Annotated in this window: 24 protein-coding genes; 14 read left to right on the plus strand and 10 right to left on the minus strand. The window is 63.0% G+C overall.

Annotated features, from left to right (window positions below; genetic code table 11):
• Positions 1-205: 205 nt before the first annotated feature.
• The 8 genes from MAIT1_RS18305 to MAIT1_RS18340 all read left to right on the plus strand — a co-directional run bounded on the left by MAIT1_RS18305 (position 206) and on the right by MAIT1_RS18340 (position 7,812).
• Positions 206-616 (plus strand): hypothetical protein, encoded by a 411-nt coding sequence (locus MAIT1_RS18305; protein WP_085445357.1) that lies wholly within the window; start codon positions 206-208, stop codon positions 614-616.
• A complete protein-coding gene (locus MAIT1_RS18310) occupies positions 613-2,244 on the plus strand; it encodes a polysaccharide biosynthesis PFTS motif protein (protein ID WP_085445358.1) in 1,632 nt (543 codons plus the stop codon). The genes MAIT1_RS18305 and MAIT1_RS18310 overlap by 4 nt, the downstream gene beginning before the upstream one ends.
• Before the next feature lie 145 nt (positions 2,245-2,389).
• Entirely contained in the window at positions 2,390-3,388 is a 999-nt protein-coding gene (locus tag MAIT1_RS18315) for a glyceraldehyde-3-phosphate dehydrogenase (protein WP_085445359.1), read from the plus strand.
• Positions 3,389-3,418: 30 nt separating this feature from the next.
• Complete coding sequence (locus MAIT1_RS18320) at positions 3,419-4,105, plus strand: class I SAM-dependent methyltransferase (RefSeq protein ID WP_085445360.1); 687 nt, start codon at positions 3,419-3,421, stop codon at positions 4,103-4,105.
• Entirely contained in the window at positions 4,102-5,286 is a 1,185-nt protein-coding gene (locus MAIT1_RS18325) for a class I SAM-dependent methyltransferase (RefSeq protein WP_085445361.1), read from the plus strand. Before MAIT1_RS18320 ends, MAIT1_RS18325 begins: the two co-directional genes overlap by 4 nt.
• Positions 5,283-5,510: an acyl carrier protein gene (locus tag MAIT1_RS18330; protein WP_085445362.1), complete on the plus strand. Its 228-nt coding sequence runs from the start codon at positions 5,283-5,285 to the stop codon at positions 5,508-5,510. The genes MAIT1_RS18325 and MAIT1_RS18330 overlap by 4 nt, the downstream gene beginning before the upstream one ends.
• 27 nt (positions 5,511-5,537) lie before the next feature.
• Complete coding sequence (locus tag MAIT1_RS18335) at positions 5,538-6,983, plus strand: class I adenylate-forming enzyme family protein (RefSeq protein ID WP_085445363.1); 1,446 nt, start codon at positions 5,538-5,540, stop codon at positions 6,981-6,983.
• Positions 6,964-7,812: an inositol monophosphatase family protein gene (locus tag MAIT1_RS18340; RefSeq protein ID WP_158089606.1), complete on the plus strand. Its 849-nt coding sequence runs from the start codon at positions 6,964-6,966 to the stop codon at positions 7,810-7,812. Before MAIT1_RS18335 ends, MAIT1_RS18340 begins: the two co-directional genes overlap by 20 nt.
• A gap of 73 nt (positions 7,813-7,885) precedes the next feature.
• Here the strand turns inward: MAIT1_RS18340 and MAIT1_RS18345 are convergent, their stop codons facing one another.
• The 6 genes from MAIT1_RS18345 to MAIT1_RS18370 form a co-directional block, all read right to left on the minus strand.
• Positions 7,886-8,989, minus strand: a complete 1,104-nt coding sequence (locus MAIT1_RS18345; protein WP_085445365.1) for an HD-GYP domain-containing protein — start codon at positions 8,987-8,989, stop codon at positions 7,886-7,888.
• 182 nt (positions 8,990-9,171) lie between these two features.
• On the minus strand, positions 9,172-10,356 hold the full coding sequence (sat, locus tag MAIT1_RS18350; protein WP_085445366.1) for a sulfate adenylyltransferase: 1,185 nt from the start codon (positions 10,354-10,356) through the stop codon (positions 9,172-9,174).
• Positions 10,357-10,562: 206 nt separating this feature from the next.
• Positions 10,563-11,546, minus strand: coding sequence for an ankyrin repeat domain-containing protein (locus MAIT1_RS18355; protein ID WP_085445367.1), 984 nt, complete (start codon positions 11,544-11,546; stop codon positions 10,563-10,565).
• 201 nt (positions 11,547-11,747) lie between these two features.
• Positions 11,748-13,766 carry a bifunctional tRNA (5-methylaminomethyl-2-thiouridine)(34)-methyltransferase MnmC2/FAD-dependent 5-carboxymethylaminomethyl-2-thiouridine(34) oxidoreductase MnmC1 gene (mnmC, locus tag MAIT1_RS18360; RefSeq protein ID WP_085445368.1) on the minus strand — a complete coding sequence of 673 codons (2,019 nt, stop codon included), beginning with the start codon at positions 13,764-13,766 and terminating at the stop codon, positions 11,748-11,750.
• Complete coding sequence (locus MAIT1_RS18365; protein WP_085445369.1) at positions 13,759-14,694, minus strand: DMT family transporter; 936 nt, start codon at positions 14,692-14,694, stop codon at positions 13,759-13,761. Before MAIT1_RS18365 ends, mnmC begins: the two co-directional genes overlap by 8 nt.
• A 72-nt stretch (positions 14,695-14,766) precedes the next feature.
• The gene (locus MAIT1_RS18370) at positions 14,767-15,357 is read right to left on the minus strand and encodes a TetR/AcrR family transcriptional regulator (RefSeq protein WP_085445370.1); all 591 of its coding nucleotides are present in this window, start codon (positions 15,355-15,357) and stop codon (positions 14,767-14,769) included.
• A gap of 115 nt (positions 15,358-15,472) precedes the next feature.
• On the opposite strand from MAIT1_RS18370, the gene MAIT1_RS18375 reads away from it, so the two are divergent.
• The 5 genes from MAIT1_RS18375 to MAIT1_RS18395 all read left to right on the plus strand — a co-directional run bounded on the left by MAIT1_RS18375 (position 15,473) and on the right by MAIT1_RS18395 (position 19,363).
• A complete protein-coding gene (locus MAIT1_RS18375) occupies positions 15,473-15,952 on the plus strand; it encodes a nuclear transport factor 2 family protein (RefSeq protein WP_085445371.1) in 480 nt (159 codons plus the stop codon).
• 78 nt (positions 15,953-16,030) lie between these two features.
• A complete protein-coding gene (gene cobD, locus MAIT1_RS18380) occupies positions 16,031-17,098 on the plus strand; it encodes a threonine-phosphate decarboxylase CobD (RefSeq protein WP_085445372.1) in 1,068 nt (355 codons plus the stop codon).
• On the plus strand, positions 17,095-17,637 hold the full coding sequence (cobU, locus tag MAIT1_RS18385; protein WP_085445373.1) for a bifunctional adenosylcobinamide kinase/adenosylcobinamide-phosphate guanylyltransferase: 543 nt from the start codon (positions 17,095-17,097) through the stop codon (positions 17,635-17,637). The genes cobD and cobU overlap by 4 nt, the downstream gene beginning before the upstream one ends.
• 266 nt (positions 17,638-17,903) lie before the next feature.
• Complete coding sequence (locus tag MAIT1_RS18390) at positions 17,904-18,941, plus strand: diguanylate cyclase (protein ID WP_158089607.1); 1,038 nt, start codon at positions 17,904-17,906, stop codon at positions 18,939-18,941.
• Positions 18,942-19,039: 98 nt separating this feature from the next.
• Positions 19,040-19,363, plus strand: a complete 324-nt coding sequence (locus tag MAIT1_RS18395) for an antibiotic biosynthesis monooxygenase family protein (RefSeq protein WP_085445375.1) — start codon at positions 19,040-19,042, stop codon at positions 19,361-19,363.
• A 6-nt stretch (positions 19,364-19,369) separates the two neighbouring features.
• Here the strand turns inward: MAIT1_RS18395 and MAIT1_RS21645 are convergent, their stop codons facing one another.
• Together MAIT1_RS21645 and MAIT1_RS18400 are read right to left on the minus strand one after the other, a co-directional pair.
• Positions 19,370-19,564 (minus strand): hypothetical protein, encoded by a 195-nt coding sequence (locus MAIT1_RS21645; RefSeq protein WP_143814922.1) that lies wholly within the window; start codon positions 19,562-19,564, stop codon positions 19,370-19,372.
• Positions 19,561-19,830, minus strand: a complete 270-nt coding sequence (locus MAIT1_RS18400; protein WP_085445376.1) for a hypothetical protein — start codon at positions 19,828-19,830, stop codon at positions 19,561-19,563. The genes MAIT1_RS21645 and MAIT1_RS18400 overlap by 4 nt, the downstream gene beginning before the upstream one ends.
• 283 nt (positions 19,831-20,113) lie before the next feature.
• On the opposite strand from MAIT1_RS18400, the gene MAIT1_RS18405 reads away from it, so the two are divergent.
• Entirely contained in the window at positions 20,114-21,877 is a 1,764-nt protein-coding gene (locus tag MAIT1_RS18405) for a Na/Pi cotransporter family protein (RefSeq protein ID WP_414673651.1), read from the plus strand.
• A 307-nt stretch (positions 21,878-22,184) separates the two neighbouring features.
• On the opposite strand, the gene MAIT1_RS22100 is transcribed toward MAIT1_RS18405, so the two are convergent.
• Both MAIT1_RS22100 and MAIT1_RS18415 read right to left on the minus strand, forming a co-directional pair.
• Complete coding sequence (locus tag MAIT1_RS22100) at positions 22,185-22,796, minus strand: hypothetical protein (protein ID WP_085445378.1); 612 nt, start codon at positions 22,794-22,796, stop codon at positions 22,185-22,187.
• A 64-nt stretch (positions 22,797-22,860) separates the two neighbouring features.
• Positions 22,861-26,133, minus strand: coding sequence for an adenylate/guanylate cyclase domain-containing protein (locus MAIT1_RS18415; RefSeq protein WP_158089608.1), 3,273 nt, complete (start codon positions 26,131-26,133; stop codon positions 22,861-22,863).
• Positions 26,134-26,245 lie beyond the last annotated feature (112 nt).

Here is a 26,245-nt window from a genome sequence, read left to right on the forward strand (position 1 = left end):
TTCATGATGACAATAACGCGCCGCGCATGGCGACAACGTTTCCCTTTTGTGGAGGCGCTCTGACGGCGCCTTCTCACAGCTCTTATCGACGCGCCATGGCGCAGGCTTAAGGAAAAAATCCTTCCGTCCGCCGCATTGTCGGGGCGAGGCGGGCGCGCTATGCTCTGCACAGATCACACTGGCCTCATGTTAAGGAGTTCGCCGCATGCTCGATAAATTGACCAAACACCACCTCGGCGTGGTGATCGATCCGGCGGAGCTGCCGCAACTGGAGGCGCAACTGGGAAAGGCGTTCCATGAGGACGCCACCCAGGGGTGCCGGGTGGCGTTTCGCTGGAACGCAGTGATGGGGCTGCATGAGGAGTACATCGTGCGCGAAGGGCGCGCGGCCAAATATCCGCTGGGGTTCCATCATATCTGCTATGCGGTGCGCGATGAGGCGGAGATGGCGGCGCTGGAGGCGTGGCTGAAAGAGGGGCGGCGCGGTTTCCGGCTCACCTTCCCCGAGCAGTCCGGCTCCGCCGAGTGCGGGGTGATCAGTTTCTGGATGATCCGCGGCGTGGGCATGGCGGAGTTTTCGCTGGGCGGACCGGTGGGTCAGCAGGCGGCGTCGTGATCCGCGCGCTCAAGCAGGGCTGGGCGCGCAGGCGCAGATTGCGGCTGCTGCGCGGCGCGCGGGCGCTGGCTACTGGCGATGACGCCCTGGGCAATCTGCGCCTCGGTTCGCGTCTGAGCGAAACCCCGCTGGGGCTGGGGCGCTGGGCGGGGTGGGGGCTGCTGCCCAAGGGGATGGACGCCGAGCTGCTGGATCGGCAGGTGCGGCAGATTCTCTGTATTCGGCGCGAGGCGGTGGTGTTTCTGCCGGAGTTGATGGCGGGCATGGCTGACCCGCACAGACGGGTGAGCGCGCCGCTGCCACAGCCTTGGCGCAAGCGGTTGCGCGGGTTGGGGCTGCGTCCGCGTGTGTGGAGCTGTCGCTGGCAGTGGCTGCGGGCGCAGCGCATCTTCTATGTCGGCGGCATGGCGGAAGTCGCGCGCCGATTGCGCATGATCTGGCGCGGGCCGGAACGGCCCGCCGCGCCCTACGCCCTGTGCGTCAATCTGCGCACCGGCAATCTGCCTGCCGCCGATTGGCGCGTGGGCGACCCCATCCATACGTTGGGCGCCTGGCATGCGTCGGGGGCTTTGAGCGAAGGCGGCGATCTGCCCGCCTATATTCACATCTACGGAGGCGCCGAAGGGGCGCACCCTTCGGGGCTGCGTCTGACCGGGCAACTGTTCCCCCGGGTGCCGGGGGTTGGCGCGCGGCTGCGCGCCAGCGGCTTGGTGATCTGGCGCGCATTGATGGCGACCCTGCGCTGGCCGTTGGGGGCGTGGTGGGCTCCGGCGCTGTTGCGTGAAGCGGTGTTGCTGGAGCATCTGCGCGCCCTGCCTGCGGCGCTGCGCCCAACGCAGGCGCGTTTTACCCTGGATAACGCGCTGCATCGTCCATTATGGAGCCACTGGCTGGACGCCCATGGCGGTCAGACCCACCTGGTGTGGTACTCCACCAACTCCGAACCCACAGCGCCGCGCACCCATCGTCCGGCGCCGCCGTTCCCCGGCATGAATATCATGGATTGGCCGCACCATCAGGTGTGGACGCCGCAACAGGGGGCGTTTGTGGCCAGTCAGAATGGGCTGCCCACCCAGGCCCATGTGGTGGGGCCGATCCCGTTGAGCGACTCCAATACGCCGCTGCCGGATCTGCCGGAGGGGTGCGTGGCGGTGTTTGATGTGACGCCGTTCAGTTACCGGCATGCGTTACATTCGGGGTTGCTGCACGCCTTCTACACCGGGCCGGCGATGGTGGCGTTCTTGCGCCAGACCCATGCGCAACTGCGCGCGGCGGGGCTGACCATGGCGCTCAAACGCAAACGCTTCAACCCGGAAGCGGTTCCCCATTATCTGCATGCGGTGGAGGCGTTGGCCGAGGAGCCCGACGTGGTGATGCTGGATCCCGAGGTCAACGCCGCCCGTCTGCTGGATGCGCCGCAGATCGTCGCCGCCATCTCCGCGCCATTTACCAGCACCGCGCTGTTGGCGCGTCATGCGGGCAAACCCAGCGTCTATTTCGAGCCCACCGCGCAGCTACGCTATCCGCCCCGCGCGGCGCAAGGGGTGCGGGTGATCGACGCGCAACCGGATCTGGCCCATTGGTTGGCGGAGCTCCCAGGCGCAGGGGGGAAGAGCCAAATCGCGTGATCAATTGACCTCGGCGGCGTGGGTTCATACAATGCGCGGCTTATATATTCAATGACCCCGCCTGATGTTTGCCCGCCCGCTTCGGCGTCGAGGGCGCCCGCGCCGGGGTGATCCGAGTTTCATAAAGCCCCAGGAGAGAAGCACAATGTCCACCCTCACCGGTATGAACGGTTTCGGACGCTTTGGCTTGCACCTGCTCAAATACTGGCTGGACCGCAGCGAGCACGCCAACTTCAAAATCGCCTGGATCAATGACGACAAGCTCACGCTGGAGCAGGCGCTCAAGATCATCGAAGATGAGATCTATGTGCCCATCAACAAGTATTACAAAATCAGCGTGCGCGAAAATGAGATCACCTTCACCAGCGCCGACGGGGTCAAGAACAGCATCATCTACACCACCGCGCCGCGCCATGAGATTCCCTGGATCGGCGAGCCCGAGATCTTCCTGGAGTGCTCCGGCAAGAACACGCTGCGCAAGGATTGTCAGCCGTTCCTCACCGGCAACACCCGCCTGGTGAATGTCTCGGCCACCTCCTGGGATTGTGACAAAACGGTCATCTACGGCTTCAACCACGTGGAGCCGTTGGACGGCGCCAAGGTGATCTCCTACGGCTCCTGCACCGTCAACGCGTTTACGCCGCTGGCCCAGTTTGTCCATGATAAGTGGGGCGTGCTCGACGCCGACGTCAACGTCATTCACAATATCCAGCACTACAAGCTGGGCGACCCTAAATACGACACCCTGCTGCGCAAATTCTGCACCCTGGAGAAGCAGGGGCCGATGCTGTTGCCGTTCCTCAATCCCGAGCGCTTTCTGGTCAACTACACCGTGGTGCCCTACGCCGGGGTGTCGGTGATCGACTTCCGTTTCCGCATTGAGCGTCCGCAGTCCATCGACGCCATTCTGCATGAATTGGAGCACGGTTTCGGCGATGAGGGTCCGTTGGCGCACATGTATGGCCTGGATGAGACCGATCGCGGACCGGAAGTGCACAAGTGCACGCCCTACTCGTCGGTGTTCTCGCGCGATCAGGCGCGCATTTTGGGGGATAACCTCTACCTGCGCGGCTACTTCGACAATGAGAACTCGGTTAATCGCTACTACGACCTGACCAACTACCTGAGCGCCGACAACGCCTAAGCGCAACCGCCGACGAGAGACGCCCAAGATATGACCGCGACCCAGTACATCTATGACCGCTTTGAGTTCTCCGACAGCTACAAGCAGGAGCTGGTGGAGTTCTTCCGCCACAAAAGCAACGCCGAAATCGGCGGCTATCGCATGTATGACGGCTCGGGCTCCCACTGGATGCAAAATGCGGTGGAGTTCGCCGATCTGGTGTTCGCCCTGAAGGCCTATGAGCGCGATACGGGGAAGAAGCTCAAACGCTTTTTGGAGGTCGGTTTCTCCGCCGGATTCACCAACACCATCTTGCACAAGTTTTTCCAGTTCGACGAGATCGTGGCGGTGGATTGGGTGGCGCCCTGGGGCATCAGCACCGATGCGCTGGTGGCCAATATGCGCTTTAAGAATCTGGTCTACATCGCCGGCGACTCCACCGATCCCAATGTGGTGCGCAAGGCGGCGATGTTCGGTCCGTTCGACCTGATCCACGTGGATGGCGGCCATGAGTATGACGTGGTCAAATCCGACCACGCCAACTATGCGCCGCTGCTGGCCAAAGATGGGGTGATGGCGCACCACGACATCTACGCCAGCGACCATGCCGGTTGCGCCAAATTTTGGCGCGAGTTCCGCGCCGATCCAGCCACCGACGCGCGCTGGCGCGTGGAGGAGTACTTCGACGCGGGCAATCACACCGACTACGGCATCGGCGCCCTGTTCCCGCGTTCATGAGCGCGCACGCCGCCGAGGCGCAGGCTGGGGCTGCTGGCGAGGAGCTGGCGGCTTGTCGTGTGTGCGGCGCGGCGCATCCGCGTTGCGTCGCCCGCTATGCCGAGATTCCCAGTCGGATCTGGCCTGAGCCGGATGGGCAGCTGCCCGCGCAGGCGCCCATCGCGCTGTATGTGTGCCCGCAGTGCGGCCATCTGCAGTTGCAGGATATGGACGCCGACTTCATCGCCGAGCTCTATACCGGCGAGGCGTTCAATGTGGAGAATCCGGCAGGCAATGTGGCGCGATTGGAGATGGCCCGCGCTGAGTTGGGCGAGGCGCTGACCAGCACTCCGGTGTTGGAGGTTGGCGGCGGGCGCAACGGTTTTGCCGCACAGTTGACCGGCGAGTCCCCTGAGACCTGGAGTTGCGACTTTTCGCTCAACGCCGATGTGATCGCCAGCGTGGACCACGCCATCGCTGGGGACTTCCTGACGGTGGATCTGCCCACCAGCCACTTTGGCCTGTTGGCGCTGTTCCATGTGATGGAGCACTTCCCCGACCCGCTGGCGGCGGCGCAGCGCATCGCTGCGCTGTTGCGCCCGGGCGGTCATGTGCTGGTGGAGGTTCCCAATCTGGCGTGGTTGTGCGCCAATGCGCCCTACTATGCGCTGCTGCATCAGCATCTGAGTCTGTTTCGCAGCGAGACGCTGAGTCAGTTGATGGCGCGTGCGGGGCTGCGTTTGCGACGCATCTTGCGTCACGATGAGGTGCTCTACCATCTGTATGAACTTGCCCCCGGCGCTCCTGTGACGCCACAACCGACCCTGGGTCTGCAGGAGGCGGAGCGTTTGGTCGCCGCGCTGGCGCGTCTGCCGGAGGCGTTGGCGGCGTTGCCGCTGCATGCCGATGCGACGCGCAACGCCATCTATGGCGCGGGCGGCAGCACGGCGCTGTTGCTGGCCCATGCGCCGGCTCTGGCGGCGCGTCTGGGCGTCTGTTTCGACCGCGATGCGCGCAAACAGGGGCGTCGTCTGCCCGGTTCCGGGCTGCCGATCGCGGCGCCCGAACAGATGTTCGCGCAGCCGCCTGCTGTGCTGTTGTTTCTCTCCAGTTCGTTGTGCGCGCGGGTGGGAACGCCCGCGAATACGGTGAAAATCGATCTGGAGCCTCTGCTAACCGCTTTGGACGCCACGCCATCATGAGCAACAAACTGGAAACCCTGAAATCGATCTTGCGTGAAGAGTTGGGCCGCGACGACATCGCCGACGACGCCAATGAGGCCGACTATCCCGAGTGGGACTCCATGGCCTACATGTCGGTGGTGGCGCGGGTGGAGGAGGCGTTCGATGTCGAAGCCACCGCCGCCAATATCACCGCATTCTCCTCCATTGCCGGCATTCTGGCGCTGATTAACGGCGACGCGTAAGTCCCTCGCCCCAACCTGGAGATCCGCATGTCCCGTTGGCTGCAAGAGATCACCCGGAGCTTGAGCGGCTCCCCCCACGGCGTGACCGAAGTGGAGGGGGGGCGCACGATCTCCCACCCCGATCTGCTGGCGCGCGCGGATATCTGGAATCGCGCCATGTCCGGATTGAGCGGGCAGGTGGTCTCGGTGGTGCTGCCCAACGGCATTGAGTGGATCGCCGCCTACATCGCCTGTCTGCGCAATGGCGCGGTGTTCAACCCGATTCCCTACTTCTCCAGCGTGGGGGAGTTGGCGCGGATTTTCACCTACGTGCAGCCGGGGTTGCTGATTACCGATCGTGAGGATTTGATCACCCGTTATATCGGCGAGATGAGCGCGCTGACGCCTGATCAGGTCGCGGCGCTGGAACCCATCGCCTGCACGGCGGAGGAGCCCGACGACGACGCCATTGCGTGTCTCTACTACTCCTCCGGCACCACCGGCAACCCCAAGGGAGTGCTCTACTCCCACGGTAACGTCTTCGCTCTCATCGACAGCATCAATCGCGGTTTTCGGTTCGACGCCGAAACCCGCCAACTGGCGTTCCTGCCGTTTGGCCACACCGCCTCCATCAACTACAACATCCTGCCCGCGCTGTTGGCTGGCTCGCCGCTGTTCACCTCGCAAGGGTTCGAAAAGCTGCGCGCCAACTTCTTCCAGGTGCTGGCGGAAAATCGCATCAACTACACCGAGGTGGTGCCCTCGGTGCTGTTGATGCTGCTCAAGCTCAAGCATGACCTGACCGGTTTGGACCTCTCCGCGTTGCGTTTTATCGGTTGCGGCTCCTCCACTTTGCCGCTGGAGTCGCAGCGCGATTTCATGCAGACCTATGGCGTCAAGGTGGCCAATCTCTATGGTCTCTCGGAGACCGGCCCCAGCCATGTGGATGACCCCACTGTGGACGGATGGGAGCCGGGGAGCATCGGCGTGGCGCTGGATTGCAACCAGTGTCGCATCGCCGAGGATGGCGAGATTCTGCTCAAAGGCCCCAACGTTTTTGTCGGCTACTACAAGAACGAGGCGCTGTATAACGAAGTGGTGGTGGATGGCTGGTTCCACACCGGCGATCTGGGGCGTGAAGAGCCGGGCGGCGTGTTCGTCTTCACCGACCGCAAGAAGGATCTGATCATCAAATCGGGCATCAACATCGTGCCCGCCGAGATCGAAGAGGTGATCTACGGCTGTGACGCCGTACTGGGCTGTGTGGCGGTGGGCAAACAGGACCCGGTGCATGGCGAGGTGATCGCGGTGGCGGTGGCGCCCAAGGATCCCAGTGTGGACCGCGATGAACTGATCAAAGCGGTGCGCGCCATCTGCCGTGAGAAGCTCTCCACCCATAAGTTGCCGTCGGTGATTGAGGTTGTCGATGAGATCCCCAAAACCCACAGCGGCAAACTCCAGCGGCGGAAGATCCGTGACCATTTCGCCCGCTGAACTGAGCAAACTCATCCCCTTGATTCAGGACGCCGGAGCGCTGCTGCTGCGGCGTTTTGAGGCGCGTCACTTTCCCGATCCCGGCGATGAGGCGGGGGCGCGGGCCGAAGGCGAGCGGCGCATGAAAGCGCCCCATGAGTTTGTGCTGGAAGAGGATCTGATGGCCGACAAACTGTTGGCCGAGGGCATCGCCTGGCGCTTTCCCGATGCGGGCATCTACTCCGAAGAGATGGCTGACTGGCGCCGCTTCCGCGAAGACAAGCGGTTGAAATTTCTGATCGATCCGCTGGACGGCACACACAACTATCACTATGGGTTGCCACAGTGGGGCATCGCCGTGTCGCTGCTGGATGCGGACAATCGCCCGTTGGCGGGATTCATTCACATCCCGCGTTACGATCTGCTGCTGTACAACTTCACCGCAGGCAAAGGCCCCACCCATGAGAACTATGGCGGCCGCACGCGGGTGATCACCAGTTCGCCACGCCATCAGTTCAGTGAAGCGTTGGTGGCCTATGACAACCAATTCTATCGCTTGGGGGAGGCGGCTTTTGCGCGCTATCAGGAGATCGCCAAACGCGCCTTCACCACGCGCATTACCGGCTCGGCGGCGTTCGATGCGGCGATGGTGGCGCTAGGCAAGTTCGATGCGCGCATTTGGAACCAGGTGGAGCCCTACGACGTGGCCGCCGCGTTCCCCATCATTCAGGGCGCGGGCGGCGTGACCTGCGGCTTGGATGGCAACGCCGATATCGACATCTTCCATGGCGGCATGATGGTGGTGGGCAATCGAGAGTTCGCCAACGAACTGGCGCAAGCGATTCGCTAAACAGGTTAAAGCCAAGCCGTTGCGGCGAGTCGGGGTGGGGCGGTCATCAATGCGCTAACGCTCAAACGAGCGCTTAGTGGGTGCTGTAGGACTCCGGCGAGGGCATGAAGCTCATGGGGTCGATGCGCATGCTTGCGGGCGACTCATGGCTGACAATGCGCAACCCCTCCACCCCTTTGGGGCGTTTGCTCAAGTCCAGTCGTTGCGGAGTGATGGGCGTGGCGCCATTGTCCCGCGCAATCACCTTGATGCTGGGGCGCAGTAGGTCCTGCGGGTTGTTGCGCATCACCACGCCCACGCGGCCATCGGCCAGGCGCACCAGCGAGCCCACCGGGTAGACCCCCACCACGCGCACAAAGCGCTCCACCAGCTCTTGATCCAGACGGCGACGCACGCGCCCCTCCAGCATCAATTCACCCAGCACCTCATTGGGCGGGCGCGCCTTGCGGTAGGTGCGTTGGGAGCTCATGGCGTCGAAGCAGTCGCACACGGCGGCCATGCGGCCATAGAGGCTGATTTTGTCGCCCGCCAGACCGTTGGGATAGCCGCTGCCGTCCAGGCGCTCATGGTGCTGGCTGACGATGAGGGGGATGATGCGGTCCCGTCCCGATTTCATCTCTTGCAGCAGATCAAGACTGATGGTGACGTGGGATTCGATCTGATCACGCTCGTCACCACTGAGCGGGGTGATTTTGTGGATCAGCTTCTGCGGCAGCAGCGCTTTGCCAATATCGTGCAGAATGCCGCCCATGCCGATGGTGGTGACGGTCTGCTCGTCCAGCTCCATGCTGCGCGCCATGGCCATCAAGTAGATGGAGACGTTGATGGCGTGATCAAACCCTTCGCCATCGAACTCACGCAGCATGGAGAGGCTGAGCAGCGCCTCGGGGTCCCGCGCCAGGGAGGCGTTCATCTGATTGACCGACAGGTCCATCTCGCTCAGGTCCAACGGCTCGCCCGCTTTGGCGCTGCCGACCAATTCCGCAATGGTCTGCTCGGCCACAGCCATCACTTCCAACGCTTTGACCGTCTCCTCGGCCCACTGATTCTCGGAGCGCAGGGAGGGGTCTTCCAGCCAATCGTCATCCTCGCCCATTTCAGCCAACTGTATGGCGAGGGCTTCTTCGGCTTCAGTTTCACTCAGCGATGAGGGCAGGCTGTCGGAATCACGATTCATATGGCGGTCCTGATAAAATGGGCGACAGTGGAATAGTATCGTGACGGGCGTTATGCGGTCCAGTATTGAAAAAAATAGTCTGATTTAATTGTATTAAGCGTGGATGGTGATCAAACGGTTTTCTCTATAAATAAGGCCGAGCGCCCTGGCGAAAGTTCGCCAGGGCGCTGCGATTTTCTCATTTAGCTGTTCTGATAGTGGTCCATCAGAATTTTCGCGCACTCAGGGCGAGTAAACTCCGGCGGGGGGGCAATGCCCTGGCCCAGCATTTCACGCACTTTGGTGCCCGACAGCAGGACGAAGTCCTCTTTGGTGTGGTCCGGCGCGTCGCGCATCATCACCACCTGGTTGAGCTTTTTGGACCAGGCGGTGTGGTCGGCGCGGAATACTTCGATCAGCAGCGACTCGGCGACGATGGGGGTGTCGAAAATGGTTTGGGCGTCAAAGGCGCCGTAGTAGTCGCCCACGCCAGCGTGGTCGCGACCGACGATGAAGTGGGTGCAGCCGCAGTTCTGACGGAACACCGCATGCAGCAGCGCTTCGCGCGGACCGGCGTAGAGCATGTCAAAGCCGTAGCCGGTGATCATCACGGTGTTGGGCGGGAAGTAGAGCTCCACCATTTTGCGGATGGAGGCGTCGCGCACCGGGGCGGGGATGTCGCCGGGCTTGAGTTTGCCCAGCAGCATGTGGATCAGGATGCCGTCGGCGTTGACCGCTTTTTGCGCCATGCGGCACAGCTCTTCGTGGGCGCGGTGCATGGGGTTGCGGGTCTGGAACGCCACCACCTTGTTCCAACCGTGCTCCTGGATCTCGTTGCGGATCTCCACGGCGGTGCGGAAGGTGTCGGGGAAGTCCTGTTGGAAGTAGCTGAAGTTCAGCACTTCAATGGGGCCGGACAGAACGGTTTTGCCCAGGCTCTTGAAGGTCTTCACGCCGGGGTGCTCGGGATCGGTGGTGCCGTAGACCTGTTCGGACATGGCGTCGATCTGGGCGTCGGAGGCCTCTTCGATGGCTTCGATGTCCATCACCGCCAGCACCGGGTTGCCCTCGACGTTGGGGTCGCGCAGGGCGATGCGCTTGGCGTCTCCGATGGCGGCGACGTTATCGGTCATGTTCAGCACCGGGGTGGGCCAGAACAGGCCGTCGGTGGTCTGCATCTTTTCGCACACCGACACCGCGTCGGCCAGATTCATGAAGCCTTTGAGCGGAGTGAAGTAGCCCGCGCCCAGCATCACCGCGTTGCCGGCGGCGGCGGAGTTGATCAACAGCGACGGGAGGGACTCAGCTTCCTTGGCGAGCGCGTGGTGCTTCTCGGAATCGTATACAAACAACGGCGTTAAGGCGTCTGCGCCATGAGGCTTGATCATGAGCTCTCTCTCCTGATAACTGCGTCAAAGGGGGCCTGCCGCAAAGCGGTGGCGTCATGTCATGGGATGCCGAATGATGGCACAAGCGCGCCGTTCCCACAATGCGCTTTGGCGTTGGTGGCATAATCCCAAAACATCATGGGTATTTACACGCGTTGTTCTTGGCGCGCAAGCGAGCATGGCGCGCCACCACAGCATGTGGGCGCTTATTTGGCGACTGCTTCTTGGGCGGCCAGCAAGTCATGGATCTGTTGCAATGCCAAACGGTCGGCCAATATCAGGGCGGTGTTGCCGTCATGATCCCGCACTGTCCGGTCGGCCCCATGCTCTAACAGCAGGGAGACGTTTTGCGGATGCTTGCCGCGCACCGCAAACATCAGCGGCGTGTAGCCATCGGCGTCCGGGGCGTCGATGGGCGACTTATACTGAAGGAGCAGGCTGACGATGGCGCTATCGCCGCGTTCCGCCGCGATGTGCAGCGGGCTGCAGCCGCAGGCGTCGTTAAGGGTGACGTCGGCGCCGTTATCCAGCAGTTGATGGACGATATTCATCGCGCCCTTTTCGATGGCGCGCATGAGGGCGTTTTCGCCATATTTGTCGCGCAGATTGACCTCGGCGCCGTGGTTAAGCAGCATCGCCACCAGTTCGGGATTGTCTGACTGGGCGGCCAGAATCAGCGGCGTACGCTGGCGGTTGTCGCGTGCATTGACGTCCACATTATAGCGCAGCAGGTGGCGCACAATGATCAGCGCGCGGCGGCGCTCCTCCCACTTGGCCAGACGAAAGCGCGACAGGCGCAGCAGCGGCGTACCGCCGGAACGGGGGCGGAAGTTGGCGTCGGCGCCGTGTTTGAGCAGAGCGTGGACAACATCCTCATGCAGTCCTTCGATAGCCATGATCAGGGCGGAGGATTGCTTGTCGCCGAACAGGGCGTTGACGTCGGCGCCTTTAGCCACCAGATAGTGGACCAGTTTGACATGACCCTCCTGGGCGGCCCACATCAGCGGCGTCATGCCGTTGATGGTGCGGGCGTTGACGTCGGCCCCCGCGCCTAAATCGCGCACCGCGGCGTGCAGATCGCCCGCCTCAACGTGACGCCGGAGATCCTGGATCAGCACATCCATCGCCCAGGCGCTGGCGGGCGCAGCCCACAGACTCAGGACAACAGCGAAGAGGGCAATCCGCTTCATGGTGAACGCGCTCCATGATCTTCCGGTGATGCGCGTCGCAAAGGGCGCTGGCGCGGGTCAGTGCTGCGCCAGACCTTTGCAGGCGGCAATTCTTCAAACATAGTCGATTGCTTCGGCTGGGGACAACCACTGATACGTTGGGAGGTGGGGCGATTCGGCGCGTGTGTTGCGCACCTTCGTCCAGGGTGGCTCAGGTTTGACTCAACTGCGGGAGAGGTCGGGCGGTTGCTTTTTCAGCTTGCGCACGAGGAAGCGCGCCGGGTGAACATGGCGCGCCACATCCATGGGTAGGGGCCAGGGGGCGCCCAATAGCGTGGCGACGCACTGGCGCGCCATCAGTGGACCGGTGAGCAGTCCGCGCGAACCCAGACCGCCCAGCGCAAATAGCCCCGGCGCATAGCGCGCGGCGGGGAAGGGGCCGCCGCGTTTGCCCTGATACAGTTTCGCATAATCCGAGATATAGGCGTGGGCGTCCGGCAGCGGCCCGCTCACCGGCAGATGGTCCGGGGTGGCGGCGCGCAGGGCGGCGCGCCCCCCGGCGGAAGTCTCTGGCAGGATGTCGGCCAGCGCGGGCCACTGGTCGCGCGGCTGTTGCAGATTGAAGGCGTGGTCGGCGGCGTGGAGCGTGCGCCACGCGGCGTCGGACGGGTTATCCCATGGGGCAAATGTAGCGCCCAGCACTTGTCGGGTCTGTCCCTGCTCATCAATATAGGGCGGAGTGAGGTAGCCGCCGAACAGCGCGCCGCTCCGCTGCGCGCGGGTGGCCCTGGGGGTGAGCAGACTCAACTGGCCGCGCATCGCTTGCAGCGGCAGATCCGGCGCGATAGGGCCGCCAGTGGCGCCCAGCGCGGAGATCACCGCCGCTGCTTCGGCGATGACGCCGCCATCGGCGTCGCGCAGAATCCAGGTCTCGCCATGGCGCGCAATGGCGGCGACTTCCCGCCCCAAGCGTTGTGGCGCGCTATTGGCCAGCCATTGGCACAGACGCCCGGGCCACAGACAGCCCGCCTGGGCGTACCAGATCCCCTCTTGCTGCGCGGGCAGGCCACTGAGGGCGCGCGCCTGTGCGGGCGTCACCCGCCGCGCCTGATCCTCTGGCCACCCGGCGTTGCTCAACATGCGCCCAAAACGCCCCGCCTCCTTCTCATCTTCCGGCAGTTGCAGAATGCCGCCGCGCTGGCGCCAGATGACGGGATCGTCAGCGTAGGCGCGTTCGTAGAGATTCAGCGCCGCCACCCAGGCCATGGCGTGCAATCGGTTGTCGGCGCACTGCTCCAGGGTCAGGCGCGGCATGAAGATGCCTGAGGGGTTGCCGGACGCCTCCTGCCCCACGGCGGCGTGACGGTCGATCAGAATGACTTCGCGTCCAGCCTGTCGCAGCAGATGGGCGCTGGCGCACCCGGCCACCCCGGCGCCAATGATGGCGATGGGGCCGTCCGGCCTGGGGGCTTCGCTGGGAGCGAACCAGGGCTCGGCGTAGGACGGCGTCGGCGCGTCGGCGCGGTAGGTTCCAATCAAGCGTTCGCGCTTGTCGCCAAAGCCGGGCGTTTTGGCCATGGCGAAACCGAGCGACTCCAAGTCGCGTCGCACCTGCCCCACGGCGGTGAAGGTGGCCAGTTTTGCGCCGGGGGCGGAGAGGCGGGCGATCTGCCGCAACACCGCTGGGCGCCACATCTGCGGATTGCGCGCCGGGGCGAACCCATCCAGATACCAGGCATCCACGCGGGCGGTGGGCGGCAGGCAGAGATTGGCCAGCATCGCTTCCGCCTCGCCCAAAAGGAGATGCAGCGTGATGCGCCCACTGGCCAAAACCAGGGTGTGAAATCCGGGGATGGCGGGCGGCCACTGCGCGATCAACTCCGCAGCGACGTCGCTGAGGCCGGGGAACGCCCCCAAAGCGCGCCGCAGCTGCTCGGCGCTGAGGGGGAACGCCTCGACTGAGACAAAGTGGAGCCGCGCCGAAGGCGGCATGCTCTGCAGCCACAGTTGCGCGGTGAGCAGAAAGTTCAGCCCCGTGCCAAAGCCGGTTTCGCCAACGACAAAGCGCGCGCGTCCGCGCCAGGATTCGGGCAGCCCCACGCCATCGAGAAACACCGCGCGCGACTCCGCCTCCCCATGTTCGGGATTGAAATAGATATCGCCGAACGCCTCGCTGAAGGGGGCGTCGCCGTCGCGCCAACTCAATTGCGGCGCTTGCGGGTGGTGGTTGGCGTCAGACATCGGCGGCGCGCTCCCGGGGTTTGCGTAGCAGCACCACCGAGAAGTTGCTGCCGACGATGACAATGGCCCCTGTGATGGTGTCGGCGTCAGGGATTTCGCCAAACAAAGCGAACCCCAGCGCCACGGCGAATAGCAGTTTGGCGTAGTCGAAGGGGGTGACCACGGTGGCTTCGCCCTCGGCGTAGGCGCGCACCATGGCCGACTGCGCGCCGGTGGCGATGACGCCCACCGCCGCCAGCATGAGCCACTCCATCCCGGTGGGGTCGCGCCAGGCCCACAGACCCAGCGGCAGCATGATCAGAGTGGCGGCGATGGAGAAGCGGCCCACGATGGTGAGCGTCGCCTCGGTGGGGGTGAGGCGAGCGATGATCACCCGCACTCCGGCGATAAAAAACGGACTGGCGATGGCCAGCCACAGGTGGGAATCGAACCGCTCCACGCCGCTCGGTCGGGCGATGAGCAGCACCCCGGCAAAGCCCGCCGCCGTGGCCAGGGCGCGGCGCCAATCCGCCGGTTCGCCCAGGAACAGAGCCGCCAGCACGATCATGCACAGCGGGGTGGTGAATGACAGCGCCGTCACCTGCGCCAGCGGCAGCACCGCATAGGCGTAGTAGGTGGTCCCCATAGCCGCCACGCCCATGGCGGCGCGGGCCAGGTGCATGCCGGGGCGCGACGTGCGCAGCAGCGCGCCGCCATTGCGCAACAGAATCGGCGCAAGAAACAGCATCCCGGCCACGCCGCGAAAGGCGATGATCTGGAACGGATGCAGATGCTCGCCCAACTGTTTGACCAAGGTGGCGATCAGCGTGAAGCAGAAGCCCGCCAGCAGCATCCAGGCGATGCCGCGCAGATTGGCCGAGGCGTTGCGCCAACGACTGTGCAGACGTTGTGCGGGGGGCAGGCTCAGAATGTGGGCGATGGCGTTCATACAGCGGAGCTTCAGGTTGGCGGAGCGCAGCGCGCTCCAGGAGCGTCAGAGTTGGCTATGGGGCGGAAATTGTCAACGCTGCGCAGCGGGGAGCTGGCCACACACCGCCAGCAGGGCGCGTCCGGCGGCGATGCTCTGCGCATCGCCGGTCATCTGGTAGCGCACGATCATCCCTTCAATGGCCACCATGGCCGCCGCTGCGCGCATCTGCGGTTCATCCAAGCCCAACTGTTGCGCCAACGCCGCCACCCAGTCGGCCAGCTCCTGTTTATGCCGCATCACCACCCCGCGCACTGCCGGGTCCAACGCTACGCCGCCCTCGGCCATGGCGTTGATGAAGGCGCAGCCGCGATAGCTGGGCTCGGCGAACCACTCGGCCAGGGCGTCGGCGATGGCGGTGAGGCCACAGTTGGGATCGGTCTGTAGGCGTTGCTTCACAGCGGCTTGGAACCATTCCATCCAGCGCGTATGGCGCTGCTCAAGAAACGCCACGATCAACGCATTCTTGCTGGGGAAGTTGCGGTAGAAGGACATCTTCGCCACCCCGGCTTCGGCGATGATGCGGTCGATGCCCACGCCCCGCAATCCCTCCTGATAGAACAGGCGGCTGGCGGTCTCCAATAGGCGGTCGCGGGCGCTTTTGCGCTCAGTGGTTTGCGGCATGGGGGCTCCTCAAGATTCAGAAAAACATCTTGACAGACAGATCTGTCTCATACAAGAGTGAGACAAGTCTGTCTCATCCGTTTGCGAAACTATTTCACTCTGAAGGAGAGAGCTCATGACCACAGCAGAACAACCGCGTCCGCCGCTGCCGCCATTCAACCAACAGACAGCGCAGCAGAAGGCGCGCATGGCCGAAGACGCCTGGAACGGGCGCGATCCCCATAAGGTGGCGCAGGCCTACACCGAGCAGAGTCAGTGGCGCAATCGCGCGGAATTCATGCAGGGGCGGGAGCAGATTGAAGCGTTCCTGCAGCGCAAATGGGCGCGGGAGTTGGCGTATCGTTTGATCAAGGAGGCGTGGGCCTGGAGCGATAATCATATCGCCGTGCGTTTCGCCTATGAGTGGCGCGATGATTCCGGCCAGTGGTATCGCTCCTATGGCAACGAGAACTGGGAGTTTGCCGCCGATGGACGCATGCAGCGTCGTATCGCTTCCATCAACGATCTGCCCATTGCCGAGGCCGAGCGCAAATTTCATTGGCCCCAAGGTCCGCGTCCGGCGGATCACCCAGGCTTGACCGAATTGGGGCTGTAATCGCGCCGGGTCGCCTTGGCGTGGGGCGTGGTCCGGCGTATGCTCACGCACGCTACGCCACCACTCCAGGGAGTCCCAATGACCGTCAGCGCTCTTAAGATTCGTCAATCCCCCGCGCTTGCTCCAGTGTTGGACAGGCTTGAGCATGGCGGAAATTTGGAGCAAGCGACAGAGTGGTTTGGGGTTCCCGCAGGCGGTTGGCTGGATCTCTCCACCGGCATTAATCCTGTTGCATACACAGCGCAGGGCGCGCCGCCCACTGAATGTTGGCGCCGCTTGCCGGAGGCGGGGCGTGAGACGCTGCTGGCTGCGGCGCGGCGTTACTACGGCGCGGCGTCCCTCATAGCGGCGGCGGGGTCGCAGGCGATCATCCAGGCGCTGCCGCAGCTGTGGCGCGCTGCGCTGACGGTGGGCGTGCTGGCGCCCAGTTACGCCGAACACGCAGCAGCATGGCGCAATGGCGGTCACACGGTGCGCTTGCTGCATGGCGCGGCGGTTGACGCCGTCGCCTTGGCGCAGTTGGACGTTCTGGTGGTGGTGAATCCGAATAACCCCACTGCTCGCCTCTGGCCGGTGGAGCAACTGCTGGCGTGGCGCGACGCCCTGGCGGCTCATGGCGGCTGGTTGGTGGTGGATGAGGCGTTCATGGATCCCCAACCGGAGCAGTCCGTCCTCCGCGCCCAGAACCTGACGCACATCGTGGCGTTGCGCTCCTTGGGGAAGTTTTTTGGACTGGCTGGCGCGCGGGTGGGCTTCGCTGCTGGCGACCTCCAGTTGCTCAACCATTTGGACCAAAGGCTGGGGCCGTGGCGCGTGGCCGGGCCCGCGCAATGGGTGGCCGAGCAGGCGTTGAGCGACTCGAATTGGCAGCGTGAGCAGCGTCGCGCATTACCGGATGATAGCGCGCGTTTGGGTGCGCTGTTGCAGATGTTTGGGCTGGAGCCCAGCGGCGCCACGGCGCTGTTTCAGTGGGTTGAATCATCCCAAGCCGCCGCTTGGCGCAATGCTCTGGCGCGGCAAGGGGTGTGGGTGCGTCTGTTCGAGGAGCACAATGGTCTGAGGTTCGGACTGCCAGGCTGTGAGGCGCAGTGGGCGCGGCTGATGGATGCATTGATCGCGGCCCAAGCCGAAAGGGGAGTGGCGTGAGCGCACATCTGATTCTGGGCGGCGCGCGTTCGGGCAAGAGCGCATTGGCGCAACGTCTGGCCGAGCAGAGCGGTCTGGCGGTCACCTATGTGGCCACGGCGACGCCCTGGTCGGGTGATGAGGAGATGGCGGCGCGCATTGCGCGGCATCAGGCCGATCGCCCAGCGTCATGGGCGTTGGTGGAGGAGCCCATTGCGCTGGCGGAGGCGCTGCAGCGCCACGCCCGCCCCGATGGCGCGTTGCTGGTGGACTGTCTGACGCTATGGCTCAACAATCTGCTGCTAGCCGAGGATGAGGCGCTGTTTGCCGTGCAGAAACAGGCGCTGCTTGATGTGCTGCCCTCTCTACCCGGACAAACGCTGTTGGTGAGCAATGAGACCGGTCTGGGGGTGATCCCCATGGGCGAACTGACCCGTCGTTTCGTTGATGAAGCCGGCTGGTTGCATCAAGCGTTGTCGCAGCGCTGCGACAACGTGACCTTGTGCATGGCGGGGCTGTCGCTTCCGCTCAAACCCGCGCTTCATACACCCAGCTTGTAGAAATCCAAATTTGCCCGCTTATTCACGGACAATTCACTCAAGCGGGCGCAATAATTCTCCATACTTCTATTTAATGCCACCCTGACGGCCTGCAGGATATCTGCAAGGTCAGGTTTTGCGCGGCTTGTGTCGGCGCGTGATTTTTCATGAGAACGACTGGCTCCATAGCGAGCGGAAAATTCTCCCCCTTATAGAGTAATGATTGGAGGGACAGGATGCTCCCCGGTCGATTCGCTTCCACTTTCCCCGTATTGGCGCCCCCCACTATGCCCCAGATCGACGAAGTGAAAAAACGTGCGGCGCCGCCTGCCCCTGCGCGTCGTAACAACTCGGCTCCCACCGTGCGCAGCCAGGAGACCATCGCCACACTGCTGCGCTCCACATTAACCGTGACGCCGCAGACCAAAGCCTCGGAAGTGGCGTCGGCGTTCCAGGCCGACGAGGCGCTGCGCATTATTGCGGTGCTGGAAAACGGCGCCCCCGTCGGCGCGGTGCACCGCAACAGCTTTATGGCGATCTTCCTCAGTCAATTCGGCCATGATCTGTATGGCCGTCGCCCCATTCGCAAATTGATGACCGTTGATCCGATGACGGTCGAAGCGGAAACGCCGCTGGACGCAGCCAGTCGCGCCATCACCCATGACGCCCTCAAACGCGCAGAGCACGACTTTCTGATCGTGCGCGAAGGCAAATATCTGGGCGTCGGCTATCTGATCGACCTGTTGCAGAAGATCACCGAGTTGCAGATCGCCTACGCACGCTACGCCAATCCGCTCACTCTGTTGCCGGGCAACGTGCCCATCTGCGAGGAGATCGATTCGCGTCTGCTCGGGGGCGAGGGGTTCGTGGTGTGCTATTGCGACTTGGATAATTTCAAGCCTTTCAATGACGCCTACGGCTATGACAAGGGCGATGACGCCATTCGCATCACCGCCGAGTTGCTGACCTCCTATGTCGATCCACAACAGGATTTTGTCGGTCATGTGGGCGGCGACGATTTCATTCTGCTTATGCGCAGTTCAGATTGGAAAACCCGCGTGCAGAAAGCGCTTAACGCGTTTGATGAACGCATCGTTCAGCTCTACTCCCCAGAAGATCGCGCGCGCAAAGGCATCGTGGCGGTGGACCGGCGCGGACAGAGCAGTTTCTTCGGCATCCTCTCCCTCTCGGTGGGAGCGGTGCAGCCCACTGTGGAGTTGTGCCAGAGCCATCATGAGGTGGCTTCGCTGGCGGTGCACGCCAAGAAGATGGCCAAACAGACTCCGGGCAGCGTGCTGTTCGTGGATCGTCGTCACACGCCGTAAGCCGCGCCGGGCCTTGGCGCGTCGCCGCGCCGGGGGCATACTGGTTGTACGCGCCCCGATGGTCGCGGCGCGCGGATTCAGCGGCAAGGAGTCGGAATATGGTGGTGGTGACCAATCGCATCCCAGTGCACAAGGAGCATTGGGAGGAGTTCGAAGCCCGTTTCAAGGACCGCGCCGGGCTGGTGGATGGTTGCGCGGGATTCATTCGCAATCTGGTGCTGCGCCCCGAGGGCGACAGCACCGACTATCATGTGGTGATGACCTTCTGGGAGGACGAAGCGTCCTTTGTGGCCTGGACCAAGAGCGATGCGTTTGTGCAGGCGCACAAGAAGGCGCGCGAAACGCCGCGCGAGTTTTATAAAGGCTCCAACGTCTTCGAAATGTTCAGCGTGATCAGCGATAGCGCCGACAACTCCGCCTGATCGCTTCTATTCGGATGGCTCGCCCTCCTGCTCGACCGCTTCGCTACTGTCGGCGGGCGGGGCGATTCGTCCGCTGCCCTGACACCGTTCACACGGTTCAAAACAGCACCCCTCAAGACAGCAATCCTCGTTTCCATAGAAGATCTGTCCGCTGCCCCGGCACTGCGGACAGATAATCTCTTCAGTTTGTTCTGTCGTCATCTCTCTTTCTCAGGTTCCGTCAACATGCTGGATTGCGCTAACACCGCGCGAATCTCCGCCACGTGGCACTGACACTGATCAGGCGCGCTGGGAGCCAGGCCGTCATTGGCCATGCGGCAGCGATCTGAGTGATCGCCATGCCCATGCGGAACCCGCATCAAGACGTGGCGCAACTGCTGCGCCAGGGTCGCCATCTGTGCATAACGCGCCGCTTTCTGCATAGGCGAGAGGGGGAGAGCCCCTGTGTTGAATTCGGAATCGCGCATACACGCCTCCATTTCGCTACTGGATTATGAATATTTGCATGAATATATCTTGCGGATGTTTCCATGATGACACGAAAATGTCATACTCGTAACTCAAGCAACTCTTCCTCTTACGCGTATTGGGGGCATTATGCGATCCGTCAGCCATCTGAGCATAGGGCGCGCATGGCGCGACCGCCCAATTGCTCTCTCTATTCTCCTGATCGCCACACTTGTGATCAGCGTAACGCCCACCAGCGTGTGGGCGGCGGACTCCGAAGAGGTCTCCATCGCCTGGGGCTCCATGGCCATGGGGTTGTTCGGCGGTCTGGCGCTGTTCCTGTTCGGCATGGAGATGATGGCCAGCGCCTTGAAAGCGGTGGCCGGGGATCGGATGAAGGCGATCCTGGCCAAACTCACCAGCAACCGACTCTCCGGGGCCATGACCGGCGCGGCGGTGACCGCCGTGATTCAGTCCTCGTCGGTCACCACTGTGCTGGTGGTGGGCTTCATCAGCGCGGGCTTGATGACCCTGTCGCAGGCGGTGGGGGTGATCTTCGGGGCCAATATCGGCACCACCATCACCGCGCAGATCGTCGCCTTCAAAGTGACCAAGGCGTCATTCCTGATGATCGCTGTGGGCTTTGGCCTCAACGCCATGGGCAAGCGCGATCAGATCAGACAGTACGGCGCCATGATCATGGGGCTGGGGTTGATCTTCCTGGGCATGACCATCATGTCCGACGCCATGAAGCCGCTGCGCTCCTATCAGCCGTTCCTGGACCTGATGATCCACATGGAGAGCCCGTGGTTGGGCATCGTGGTGGCGGCGGCCTTCACTGGCTTGGTGCAATCCTCCTCAGCCACCACCGGCATCGTCATCGTCATGGCCTCGCAGGGATTTATCACCTTGCCAGCAGGCATCGCGCTGGCCTTCGGCGCCAACATCGGCACCTGCGTGACCGCGCTGCTGGCCTCCATCGGCAAGCCCCGCGAAGCGGTGCGCGCAGCCTTGGCGCATGTTCTGTTCAACGTGTTTGGCGTGCTGATCTGGGTGGGGCTTATCGATCAATTGGCCTCTGCCGTGGCGATGATTTCCCCTTCGGCGCCAGCGGATGTTACCGGCATCGCCAAGCTGGCTGCAGAGAGCCCGCGCCAGATCGCCAACGCCCATACCCTGTTTAATATCGTCAACACCATCATCTTCCTGCCGTTTACCGGTCCGTTTGCCTGGTTGATTTTGAAACTGCTGCCGGAAAAACGGGTGGTGGAGAGCGTCTCCCCCGACGAAACGCCGGTGTTCAAACCGCTCTATCTGGAAGAGGCGCTGGTCACCACGCCCGCGCTGGCCATGGAGGCGGCGCGGCGGGAGTTCAAGGGCATGGGCATGCGCTGTGGCCTGATGCTCAACGACGCCTTCCCGGTGGTGATGCGCGGCGATAAGCCGCAACTGAAGCTGTTTAAAAAGCGCGACGAGGAGATCGACGCCTATTACGAAGGCATTATCGCCTACTTGGGCAATGTCTCGCGAGGCAATCTCACCAGTTTGCAGACCCGCGAATTGATCTCGCTGGTGAGCGCGGTGGATACGGTGGAGAATATCGGCGATATCGTCGAGACCAATCTGGTGCACCTGGGACGGCAGCGGGTCAAAGGCAATCTGGCCGTTGATGAGCAGACGGAAAGCTTCTTGCGCAGCGTGCATGCGCTGGTAATGGAGTCGATGGAGACCGCCATTCGCGCCTTTACCGAGCGCGATGAACCGGCGGTGCGACGTGTGATGGCCATTGAGAAGGAGCTGGAGGCGTTGATCGCATCCTCCTCCATGCGTCATCTGAAGCAGGCGGGCGCCGCCAACCAGATGCTGGGCTCGTTCTCCTTTGTGCGCGACATGTTGGATAAACTGCGCCGCGTCTACTCCTTCTCCAAAGCGCTGGCGCGCTTGGCGGTGGACGCCATTGAGATCCAAGAGGAGTTGGATGGCGTGGTCACGGAAACCGGCATTCTGGAAGAGATCGAAGCGGCCGAAGAGGCCAATGACGACTTGGAGGAGAACGCGGCGGCCTGATCTGCGCTGGCGTGAAATATAGTCGCTAGCATCCAAAAGTGAATATATGGGCGCTGGAAGATATCGAGGGCTCCGCCCTCGAGCTCCCAAGACCAACAGCCACACCGTGGGCTCCGTCCACACCCGCTGGGGGCGCGGCCCCCAGACCCCGCCGCCGACCAGTCGGCGGCCAATAGTCAGCGCAAGCCGGGCCTACGTCACGCAAACATTGCATCTTTGGATATGTGTCATTCTGAATTCAAGCGACTATAGAAAAGGCCGCCCAAGTGGGCGGCCTTTTTTTGTGCTGAACACTCTGTATTCAAACTCAGTAGATCAGGCTCTGCTTGAAGGCTTCGGCCATCTGCTGTTGCTGCGGGTTGAGCACTTCCATCAACACTGCGTAGGCGGAGGTGACCGCCGGGTTCGCCAGGATGCTCTCGCCGTCGGGCACTTGATTGACCGCCGAGACCAGATCGTTCCAGGCGCTCTCCTGGTGGGATTGAATGCCCAGGGAGGTCTTCAGGGTTTCGATATCGGCGGCGCTATAGCCCGCTTGGGGCGCTGCTGCGGCGCCGGGGGCCGCATAGCCCGGGTAGGCGTAGCCGGGATAGGCGTAGCCGCCGTAGGGGGCGCCATAGCCGCCATAGGGGTAGCCATAGCCGCCGTAGGGATAGCCGCCGCCCCAACCCGGGTAGCCGCCCCAGCCAGGACCGCCGCCCCACGGACCGCCGCCCCAGGGTCCACCGCCCCACGGACCGCCGCCCCAGGGGGTGTCCCAACCGGAGAAGGGACCATTCCAGCCGTTAAAGGGGCCATCCCAGCCCCAGAAAGCCTCCGCTTTATCCGCCAAGCTCAGGGAGCCCATGCCCAAAGCCGCCGCCAACATCAGCGCACGACCCAGGGGGCGCAGTGGCGATTTGCTCAACGTTTTGCTCATTGCCCGATCCTTTCTGCAAACTTGCGGTTGTCTGGCCCGGCGCACTGCGCCGCGCCGAAAGGGATTACAGTTTGCCGCTCTCCTCATAACGGGCCAAATCCTGCCGCACGGCGTCGGCGTCCTTCTCGCGGCCCGCTTCCAAAAACAGTTTGATCGCCGCGTTCAGCTTCTGCTGCGGCTGTTTGCCCTCGCGCGCCAACAGACGCGCCTCAGCGCGGGCGGTCTTGGCCAGATCCAGAGTGTCTTCCTGGGCCGAGGCCAGGGAACGCGCCAACTCCAGGGTGTCGCGCGCCGGCTTGGTCTTGCCCCGCGCCAACTGCGCATCAAACAGCAACCAGCAGTTGGCGATGATGCGTCCGCGCAGATTCAATTCGCGGTGCAGCTTGAGCGCTTGCGACAAGGCGTCCTCGGCCTCTTCAAAACGCTCCTGCTGGGCGTAACACTTGCCCTTGTTCATCAGCGCCGTGGCCGCGCCCGGGCGGTTGCCGATGCGGGTCATGATCTGATGCGACTTCTCAAAGAAGTCCAGGGCGATGTCGCCCTGCTGGCGCTTGGCGTAGAGGAAGCCCAGGGAGAGATAGAGATTGCCGGTCTGGCGGCGGTCGCCCAGTCCCGAGAAGATCGACAGGCTCTTCTGGTTGTAGTCCAGCGCGGTGTCCAGATCGCCCTGGAACTCGTGGAATACGCCCAGGTTGTTGCACGCCAGCGCCACGCCCTCCTTGTGACCCTGTTTTTCGAAAATCGCCATGGCCTGTTCGGCCGTGGCGATCGCCTCATCGGTGCGCTTGAGCCGGCCCAGCACCCAGCTGATGTTCACCAGCAGATTGCCCATGCTCATGCTCTCGGGCGCATCAGCCAGGAGTTTGCGCGCCTCCTCATAGGTGGCCATGGCCTGCTCGCGGGCGCACTGTTTCTCCTCGGTGCGGCCGATCTGACGCAGAATGTCCGCCTGCGCCTCCACCTCGGTGAGCAGCGGCAGAATTTTGCGCCGCGCGGCGATGGCGTTGTCCAGCGCGCCGCCCAACTCCTGTACGTCGGCCAGGGCGGCGTAGACCGTGGCCAGCGGGGTGGGGGGCTCAGGCAGGTTGATGCCGATGTCGATGGCCATCTCCAGATAGTTCTGCGCATCGGCGTTGGCGAACGCCTCTTTGGCCTTCAGACCGCTCTTGAGGGCGTAGTCGTAGGCCTTGGCCGGTTCATCGGCCAGCTGATAGTGCTCGGCCAGCACCTCGTAGTGATCCTCTAAGCGATTCTCGAACAGATCCTCGATCTGCTGCGCCACCACAGCGTGCAGCTCTTTCTGCTTCTTGTGCAGCAGGGTGCCGTAGATCGCCTCCTGAATCATGATGTTGCGGAAGCTGTATTCGATCTCCGGGAACGATTTGGACTCGAAGATCAGGCCCATATCCACCACTTGATTGAGTTTGTCCTCAATATCCGGGGCGGCGGAGACGCGCTGGATCAGGGCGTGTTTGAACACCGGGCCAATCACTGCGGCGGCGTGCAGGGTCTCCTTCAAATCGCTCTGCAGCTTGTCGATGCGGGCGATGATCATGCCCTGGATGGAGCTGGGGATGGCGACCTGATCGGGCTCTTTGAGCAGGCGGATGGCGCCGTCGCTGGCGCGCTCGATCACCTCCTCATCCCACAGGCTCTGCACGATCTCCTCGATGAACATGGGGTTGCCGTCGGCGCGTTGGCGAATCAGCGCCAGGATCTCCTCCGGGGCGTCGTCGCTGCCGATGAGTTTGCGCACCAACTCGTCGCACTCGGTGGGGGTGAGGGATTTGAATTCGATCTCGGTGGCGGAGTCGCCCAGCGCTTTTTGCGCGATCATGGGCAGTTTCTGACACGGGTGATCCTTCACCGGGCGCATCAGCGCCAACACCGCGATGGGGGCGTTGCGCAGCTGTTCGAACAGGCTGGCGATCAGCTCCACCGAGCTGTTGTCGGCGTGGTGCAGATCTTCCAGCACCAGCAGCAGCGGCTTGCTGCGCGCCATCTCCAGGAAGAACCAGGCGATGGCGCGGAAGGTTGCGCCCTTGATCTCCTGCGCGTCCATCTGGCTGATGGGCACGTCGAACTCCGCTTCATCAAAGTGCGCGCCCAGAATGGCGCCGATGAAGACCATGGCGCTGCGCGCCTCGGCGGTGGCGGCGCCGGGTTCCAGATTGAGCAGCAGCGGCAGGCCGGAGCTGATCTTTTCGGTGATCGCCTCGGGCATATCTTCGCTGTCGATGTTGAACAGGTGCTGGAAGATCTCGCTGAAGATGTAGTAGCTGGTGGTGCGGCCAAAGGAGCGGCAGATGCCTTCGATGATCTGCACGTCGCCTTCGGACAGGCGCTGTTTGATCTCCATCTGCACGCGGCTCTTGCCGATGCCCGGCGGGGCCACCAGGAACACCGCCTGACCGTTGCCGGCCAGCAGTTGGTCCATGCAGCCGCGCAGGGTGTCCAGCTCGCGCGCGCGCCCCACCAGCGGGGTGACGGTGTTGGCGCTCTTGCGATCGGCGGCGGTGAGCGTCTTGGCCTTGATCGCCTTGTACACCGCCACCGGGTCCTTCTTGCCCTTGACCTTGATGGGATCGAGCTTTTCGAACTCAAAGTGGTTGCGGCACAGGTTGTAGGTGTAGACCGATAGATAGGTCTCGCCGCCGGTGGCCATGGACTCCAGGCGCGAGGCCAGATTCACGGTGTCGCCCATCACCGTGTACTCCATTTTTTGATCGGAGCCCACGCCGCCGGCGATCACCATGCCGGAGTTGACGCCGATGTGCAGCGACAGCGGCTTCTCCAGCTTCACCGGCAGGCGTTTGTTGTACTCCTCGATCTCCTTTTGCATGTCCAGCGCCGCGCGCACCGCCAACTCGGGATCGTTCTCATGGGTGATGGGGGCGCCGAAGATGGCCATGATGCAGTCGCCGATGAACTTGTCCACGTGGCCTTCATAGCGCACCACGATGTCGGCCAGCATCTTCAGGCAGCCGTTCATCAGGTCGGTGACCTCTTCGGGGTCGAGCTTTTCGCTCATGGCGGTGAAGCCGGAGATGTCGGCGAACAGCACGGTGACGTTCTTGCGCTCGGACTCCGGCGCCGCCGCTGCGGCGCTGGCGCCGACCGCGCGGGTGGTCGGCGACTTGCCGCCTGCGGCGGGAGTCAGCGCCGCCAGCTGTTGGCCATTGGCGGCGGGCAGGCGCGAGCCGCAGGCGCCGCAATAGAGGTCGTCATGCTGCGCGGGCGCATTGCAGCGACCACACAGGAGATAGAGAGGCGTTCCGCAACGCGTGCAAAAACGGGACTCTTCACGGTTCTGATGTTGACACTGCGCGCATTGCATGCAGGCGTCTCCTTGGCGCAACATGTTTTGTTTTGAGCCGAATATTGGGCTGCGCAAGCGCACCGGTTGGCGCAAAATCAAGATGGTGAAAATCCTAATGGGCCATTCTACA

Source organism: Magnetofaba australis IT-1 (assembly GCF_002109495.1).
GTDB lineage: Bacteria > Pseudomonadota > Magnetococcia > Magnetococcales > Magnetococcaceae > Magnetofaba > Magnetofaba australis.

Coding starts and splice junctions, on each gene's coding strand:
- MAIT1_RS18305 (WP_085445357.1), top strand. CDS start 206: ATGCTCGATAAATTGACCAAACACCACCTCGGCGTGGTGATCGATCCG.
- MAIT1_RS18315 (WP_085445359.1), top strand. CDS start 2,390: ATGTCCACCCTCACCGGTATGAACGGTTTCGGACGCTTTGGCTTGCAC.
- MAIT1_RS18320 (WP_085445360.1), top strand. CDS start 3,419: ATGACCGCGACCCAGTACATCTATGACCGCTTTGAGTTCTCCGACAGC.
- MAIT1_RS18325 (WP_085445361.1), top strand. CDS start 4,102: ATGAGCGCGCACGCCGCCGAGGCGCAGGCTGGGGCTGCTGGCGAGGAG.
- MAIT1_RS18330 (WP_085445362.1), top strand. CDS start 5,283: ATGAGCAACAAACTGGAAACCCTGAAATCGATCTTGCGTGAAGAGTTG.
- MAIT1_RS18335 (WP_085445363.1), top strand. CDS start 5,538: ATGTCCCGTTGGCTGCAAGAGATCACCCGGAGCTTGAGCGGCTCCCCC.
- MAIT1_RS18345 (WP_085445365.1), bottom strand. CDS start 8,989: ATGAATCGTGATTCCGACAGCCTGCCCTCATCGCTGAGTGAAACTGAA.
- sat (WP_085445366.1), bottom strand. CDS start 10,356: ATGATCAAGCCTCATGGCGCAGACGCCTTAACGCCGTTGTTTGTATAC.
- MAIT1_RS18355 (WP_085445367.1), bottom strand. CDS start 11,546: ATGAAGCGGATTGCCCTCTTCGCTGTTGTCCTGAGTCTGTGGGCTGCG.
- mnmC (WP_085445368.1), bottom strand. CDS start 13,766: ATGTCTGACGCCAACCACCACCCGCAAGCGCCGCAATTGAGTTGGCGC.
- MAIT1_RS18365 (WP_085445369.1), bottom strand. CDS start 14,694: ATGAACGCCATCGCCCACATTCTGAGCCTGCCCCCCGCACAACGTCTG.
- MAIT1_RS18370 (WP_085445370.1), bottom strand. CDS start 15,357: ATGCCGCAAACCACTGAGCGCAAAAGCGCCCGCGACCGCCTATTGGAG.
- MAIT1_RS18375 (WP_085445371.1), top strand. CDS start 15,473: ATGACCACAGCAGAACAACCGCGTCCGCCGCTGCCGCCATTCAACCAA.
- cobD (WP_085445372.1), top strand. CDS start 16,031: ATGACCGTCAGCGCTCTTAAGATTCGTCAATCCCCCGCGCTTGCTCCA.
- MAIT1_RS18390 (WP_158089607.1), top strand. CDS start 17,904: ATGCCCCAGATCGACGAAGTGAAAAAACGTGCGGCGCCGCCTGCCCCT.
- MAIT1_RS18395 (WP_085445375.1), top strand. CDS start 19,040: ATGGTGGTGGTGACCAATCGCATCCCAGTGCACAAGGAGCATTGGGAG.
- MAIT1_RS21645 (WP_143814922.1), bottom strand. CDS start 19,564: ATGACGACAGAACAAACTGAAGAGATTATCTGTCCGCAGTGCCGGGGC.
- MAIT1_RS18400 (WP_085445376.1), bottom strand. CDS start 19,830: ATGCGCGATTCCGAATTCAACACAGGGGCTCTCCCCCTCTCGCCTATG.
- MAIT1_RS18405 (WP_414673651.1), top strand. CDS start 20,114: ATGGCCATGGGGTTGTTCGGCGGTCTGGCGCTGTTCCTGTTCGGCATG.
- MAIT1_RS22100 (WP_085445378.1), bottom strand. CDS start 22,796: ATGAGCAAAACGTTGAGCAAATCGCCACTGCGCCCCCTGGGTCGTGCG.
- MAIT1_RS18415 (WP_158089608.1), bottom strand. CDS start 26,133: ATGCAATGCGCGCAGTGTCAACATCAGAACCGTGAAGAGTCCCGTTTT.